The sequence below is a fragment of the Streptococcus sp. SM3 genome (assembly GCF_027497875.1).
This window is the reverse complement of the sequence record NZ_JAJNSA010000136.1, coordinates 1-5,259: the sequence shown is the minus strand read 5'-3', so window position 1 is coordinate 5,259 and position 5,259 is coordinate 1. Positions and strand designations below refer to the sequence as shown.

Annotated in this window: 5 protein-coding genes and 1 other RNA gene; all 6 read left to right on the top strand. The window is 42.1% G+C overall.

Features of this window, described 5'->3' with window-relative positions; all coding sequences use genetic code 11:
* Positions 1–1,183: adenylosuccinate synthase (locus tag PAN06_RS12830; protein ID WP_269796516.1), on the top strand; the 1,183-nt coding region annotated here is incomplete at its 5' end.
* A 209-nt stretch (positions 1,184–1,392) separates the two neighbouring features.
* Positions 1,393–2,037, top strand: coding sequence for an HAD family hydrolase (locus PAN06_RS12825; protein ID WP_003002091.1), 645 nt, complete (start codon positions 1,393–1,395; stop codon positions 2,035–2,037).
* 118 nt (positions 2,038–2,155) lie between these two features.
* Positions 2,156–2,434, top strand: a complete 279-nt coding sequence (locus tag PAN06_RS12820) for a hypothetical protein (RefSeq protein WP_003009004.1) — start codon at positions 2,156–2,158, stop codon at positions 2,432–2,434.
* A gap of 144 nt (positions 2,435–2,578) precedes the next feature.
* A complete protein-coding gene (locus tag PAN06_RS12815) occupies positions 2,579–4,156 on the top strand; it encodes an ABC transporter ATP-binding protein (RefSeq protein ID WP_049498605.1) in 1,578 nt (525 codons plus the stop codon).
* Between the two features lie 302 nt (positions 4,157–4,458).
* The gene (tadA, locus tag PAN06_RS12810) at positions 4,459–4,968 is read left to right on the top strand and encodes a tRNA adenosine(34) deaminase TadA (RefSeq protein WP_003016809.1); all 510 of its coding nucleotides are present in this window, start codon (positions 4,459–4,461) and stop codon (positions 4,966–4,968) included.
* 39 nt (positions 4,969–5,007) lie between these two features.
* An RNA gene (ffs, locus tag PAN06_RS12805) (signal recognition particle sRNA small type) lies at positions 5,008–5,102 on the top strand.
* The last annotated feature ends 157 nt before the right edge of the window (positions 5,103–5,259 follow it).

Here is a 5,259-nt window from a genome sequence, read left to right as displayed (position 1 = left end):
CAATGCCGGACACACCATCGTAATCGACGGCAAAAAGTTCAAGTTGCACTTGATTCCTTCTGGTATCTTCTTCCCTGAAAAGATCTCTGTCATCGGAAACGGCGTGGTGGTCAACCCTAAATCATTGGTCAAAGAGTTGGCTTATCTCCATGAAGAAGGAGTATCAACGGACAGCCTTCGCATCTCTGACCGTGCCCATGTCATCCTTCCTTACCATATCGAATTGGACCGTCTCCAAGAAGAGTCTAAAGGCGACAACAAAATCGGAACGACCATCAAAGGGATTGGACCAGCCTACATGGACAAGGCTGCGCGTGTGGGAATCCGGATTGCGGACCTTTTGGACCGCGACGTCTTTGCGGAACGTCTTCGCATCAACTTGGAAGAAAAGAACCGTCAATTTACCAAACTCTATGATGCAGAGGCTCTGTCATTTGACGATATCTTCGAAGAATACTATGAATATGGTCAACAAATCAAGCAATATGTAACCGATACTTCTGTCATCTTGAACGATGCTTTGGATAACGGCAAGCGCGTGCTCTTCGAAGGAGCTCAAGGGGTTATGCTGGATATCGACCAAGGAACTTATCCGTTTGTTACTTCATCAAACCCTGTTGCAGGTGGGGTGACCATCGGATCAGGTGTCGGCCCAAGCAAGATCGACAAGGTTGTCGGTGTATGTAAAGCCTACACTAGCCGTGTCGGTGATGGACCATTCCCAACAGAGCTGTTTGATGAAGTGGGCGAGCGCATCCGTGAAGTGGGGCATGAATACGGTACAACGACTGGCCGTCCGCGTCGGGTGGGCTGGTTTGACTCCGTTGTTATGCGCCACAGCCGCCGCGTATCAGGAATTACCAACCTTTCCCTCAACTCCATTGACGTTTTGAGTGGTCTAGATACAGTGAAAATCTGTGTGGCCTACGACTTAGATGGCGAACGCATTGATCACTATCCAGCCAGCTTGGAGCAACTCAAACGTTGCAAACCAATCTATGAAGAATTGCCAGGTTGGTCAGAAGACATCACCGGTGTGCGCCACTTGGATGAGCTTCCAGAAAATGCCCGCAACTATGTCCGCCGGATCGGTGAATTGGTTGGTGTGCGCATTTCAACCTTCTCAGTCGGACCAGATCGTGACCAAACCAATATCCTTGAAAGTGTCTGGTCAAGTAAATAATTTAAAAAAGAGAGTGAGACAGAAATCAGTCATTCGTTAGAATTCGATTTCATCGTCCCACCTCCGCACAGTTGAGTAGGGCTGTAAAAGCTGATGAAATCAGCGTAGTAGAGCCCACTCAACCACTGCGTCTTGCTCGACAATCCAAAGACAATTGAGAGGCTAGGACTTTTGTCCCAGCCTCTTTTTGAAAGCAGAAAGAGGAAAAAATGTATCAAACGATTTTATTTGACCTAGACGGCACCTTGACCAATTCAGAACTAGGGATTACCAACTCGGTGGCCTATGCCTTAGGAAAATATGGGATTCAAGTGCCAGACAAGAAAGCATTGAGAGTTTTCATCGGTCCGCCCTTGCAGGAGTCTTTTGAGCGCTTTTATGGATTTTCTAAGGAAGAATGTTTAAAGGCCATTGACTACTATCATGAGTATTTTTCCGAAAAAGGCCTTTATGAAAATGAGGTCTATCTAGGCGTTCCTGACTTGCTGGCTTCTCTCAAGCAGGCTGGCAAACAGTTGATTGTAGCTACGTCAAAGCCTGAAGAATTTTCCATTCAAATTCTCAAACACTTTGGTTTGTATGATTATTTTGACTTTGTCGCTGGTGCGACCATGGATAGAAAACGTAGTAAAAAAAGCGATGTTATCCAGTATGCCTTGGAGCAAAATGGGATTACAGATTTGGCGCATACCATCATGATTGGAGACAGGGAGCACGATGTGCTTGGCGCTCAAGCGCAAAAGCTTGATTCTATCGGTGTCCTTTATGGCTTTGGAAGCAGGGAAGAATTGGAAGAAGCCGGCGCCACCTATATTGCTCAAGAAGTTGGCGAAATTGCAGCTTTTATAGGATAACCTTTTCCAAAATATTAAAAGTTGGAACTTTTCTAATCTGCTGAATATTGCTTTATTTAATATTTCTATCGGTGTATACTTACTGTAGGTTAAGTCACACAGATTAAGAGGTGATAATATGAATTTGTCACGATATATATTAAAATATAGTACTGATGATGGTACGTTGTATTTTAATACTAAAACCAATCATTCATTTTTTCTTACGAATGAATTGAATAGAGTAGTCGACAGCAATGATGTGATTAGGAAAGAGTTTCATGCTTATCTTGATAAAAATAAATATTTAAGTGAGGGTGAGTATGAGGTCGAAAAGTATCTATCTAAAATAAGCGATACAGATGCTGAATTATTGGAACTAACAATTTTGACACATGGAGATTGTAATTTTCGGTGAAGGTTAAAGTGAATAACAAATTCGATGACAAAATGAATGCTAAACCTAGAGTATTTAACTATAATTGTGATTGTAAATAATCACGATTTTAAATAAATTAGAGAAGAGGGTTGTGCTAGCCCTCTATTTTGATGGATGATAATTATGAGAAATATTTATAAGTACATTGATAAGAAGTATCTTTTTCCTATTTTTTTAGGGCGTATTGTGAATAGTGGTTTGGTGTTGGCGCAACCTCTGATTTTAACGAAGGCCTTGAAGTTAGATCAAGACGGCCTTTCTTATGGAAAAATTCTCAATTTTGTTTTATTTGGTTTGTCTGTCTATCTTGTTATTTATAGTCTGATGCTGTTTTCAAACCATTCGCACAATATATTCCGAAGAGAAATCAACAAAAGTGTCCGTGCCCTTTTATTTAAGAAAGTCATATTGAATCCTAAATTTTCCAATGATGAAAAAGTTAGTCTGCTAACTCAAGATATGGAATATGTGGGCGATAATTATTTGGAAAATATAAATGTTATGGTGAGTTGGGGATTTGTCGCCCTTGTTACAGCCATTTATATTGTTTCACAAAATTTTCTCTTAGGACTTATTTTTGTCATTTTTACGATTATGAGACCTATTCCTCAGTTCATCATGAATCGTCGTTTACAAGATTCGGGAGACAGCTGGTCCAAGCTTAGAACGAAATTACATGGGCTTGTCTCGGATAGTATGCAAGGCAGCCAAACCTTACGGATTAATCAGGCCATGAGGCTGAATGAAGAGCGCGTGAATGATTTAAACGGAGAATATCAAAAAGCCATCCAAAGATTTTGTTTCACACATAATATTATTTTTTTCTTTAATGGATTTATGGTCTTTTTTAGTCAGGTTGTTCCTCTTGCTTTAGGCTTTTATTTGAGTTTACAGGGAAATTCTATTTCTATTACAAGCCTCATCTCTATGTATGTTGCTGCGGGGATGCTGGTAGAACCGATCCAAACTCTGATGTACAGTGCAGCCAATCTCCAAGGTGCCTTGCCGACTGCGAACCGCCTGTTTAAGATTATCGAGGAAGAACCTGATTTCGAAGAGACAAAGGATCAATTTGTTGAAAATCTCGAATCGTTGCGCTTAAATCATATTTCAAAAAGTTTTGCTGAACGTCAGCTTTTTTCTGATTTGACGGCGACGATTTCAGTAGGTCAGAAGGTCTTAATCAAAGGACCGAGCGGGTCTGGAAAGACGACTCTTTTTCGCTTGATTTTAGGAGAAGAAGTATGTGATGAGGGTGACATTTTCGTTCAGTATGATGGAAATCAAATAACGAGTCATTTCCAAGGGAATATCGGTTTAATTAGCCAGCATCCCTTCCTGTTTAACGATACTATCCGCTATAATCTAACTTTTGGTCAGCCTTTTCAGGACCATGAATTATTGGAGGTATTGGACCGAGTTGGCTTAATAGATGAATTTCAGGATATTTTGAATGTAGAAATTCATAATAATGGTGAAAACATTTCAGGAGGTCAGCGTGTCAGATTAGAGTTGGCTCGTTTTCTCTTACGCGAGAAGGATATTTTATTAGCGGACGAAGTGACATCAGCTTTGGACGAAAAAAATAGTCGTCTGGTTAGAGACCTAATCTTTTCTTTGCCGATCACGGTACTAGAAATAGCCCATCATATTGATGAAGAAGAGCGCTATGACCAAATCCTTGAGTTACGTAAAGGATGAGCGATGCCACAATAGTTGGTTCTGCGACAAAGCGGATAGTAGTAAGCCAGCAATTTGTCAGATATTTTTGAGATTCTAAGTGGTGATATTTCCAAAATCATCAATACTCAGAGAACTTAAGCTTTATTTAAGATAGGCCAGCTATACTAGAAGCATAAACAAAGACCTCCTAACTTTGTTTAAACCTCCTAAACTTTTTCATAATAATCTCCCATAAGAGTCGCCCAATCGGCGGCTTTTTTTGTGAGTCGTAAGCTGCCTATGGTATAATGAACAAAGAAACTAAAAGGAAGAAGGAAGAGATGGACTACACGATAGAGGAAAAAGCGATGTTTATGAGGGAAGCCCTGAAGGAGGCGGAGATTGCCCTCGCCAATGATGAAATACCGATTGGCTGTGTCTTGGTCAAGGATGGTCAGATTATCGGGCGTGGACATAATGCGCGTGAGGAGCTGCAGCGGGCGGTCATGCATGCGGAAATCATGGCGATCGAGGAGGCCAATCAGCGTGAAAATAGCTGGCGCCTGCTGGATACGACGCTTTTTGTCACGATTGAGCCCTGTGTCATGTGTAGTGGTGCCATTGGTCTAGCTCGGATTCCCCAGGTGATTTACGGGGCGACCAATCAGAAGTTCGGTGGAGCAGGGAGTCTCTACGACATTTTGGCAGATGAACGCCTCAATCACCGAGTCGAAGTAGAAACAGGAATCTTGGAAGCAGAATGTGCAGCCATCATGCAGACCTTCTTCCGCCAAGGTCGAGAACGAAAAAAACAAGCCAAACTCGCAGCCAAGGCCGAAACACAAGAATAAAAACCGGACCTTTGCAAATCGAACAAATTATGATATAATACCTATCGGAGCAACAGTTCTGCGTGAAGCGGGTCAGGGGAGGAATCCAGCAGCCCTAAGCGAAGTGAACTGTGTGCTCTTTTTCTATAGCTCTTAGTGAGGTAAGCCTGTAAGGCGCAACCGAACTTAGAGATATTGATCCTGAGGAGCGAAGCGACGTGAGGGCTATAGCGTAACATGAAATTAGCCTATAAGGCGCAACCGAGCTTAGAGATATTGATCCTGAGGAGCGAAGCGACGTGAGGGCTATAG

Coding starts and splice junctions, on each gene's coding strand:
- PAN06_RS12825 (WP_003002091.1), top strand. CDS start 1,393: ATGTATCAAACGATTTTATTTGACCTAGACGGCACCTTGACCAATTCA.
- PAN06_RS12820 (WP_003009004.1), top strand. CDS start 2,156: ATGAATTTGTCACGATATATATTAAAATATAGTACTGATGATGGTACG.
- PAN06_RS12815 (WP_049498605.1), top strand. CDS start 2,579: ATGAGAAATATTTATAAGTACATTGATAAGAAGTATCTTTTTCCTATT.
- tadA (WP_003016809.1), top strand. CDS start 4,459: ATGGACTACACGATAGAGGAAAAAGCGATGTTTATGAGGGAAGCCCTG.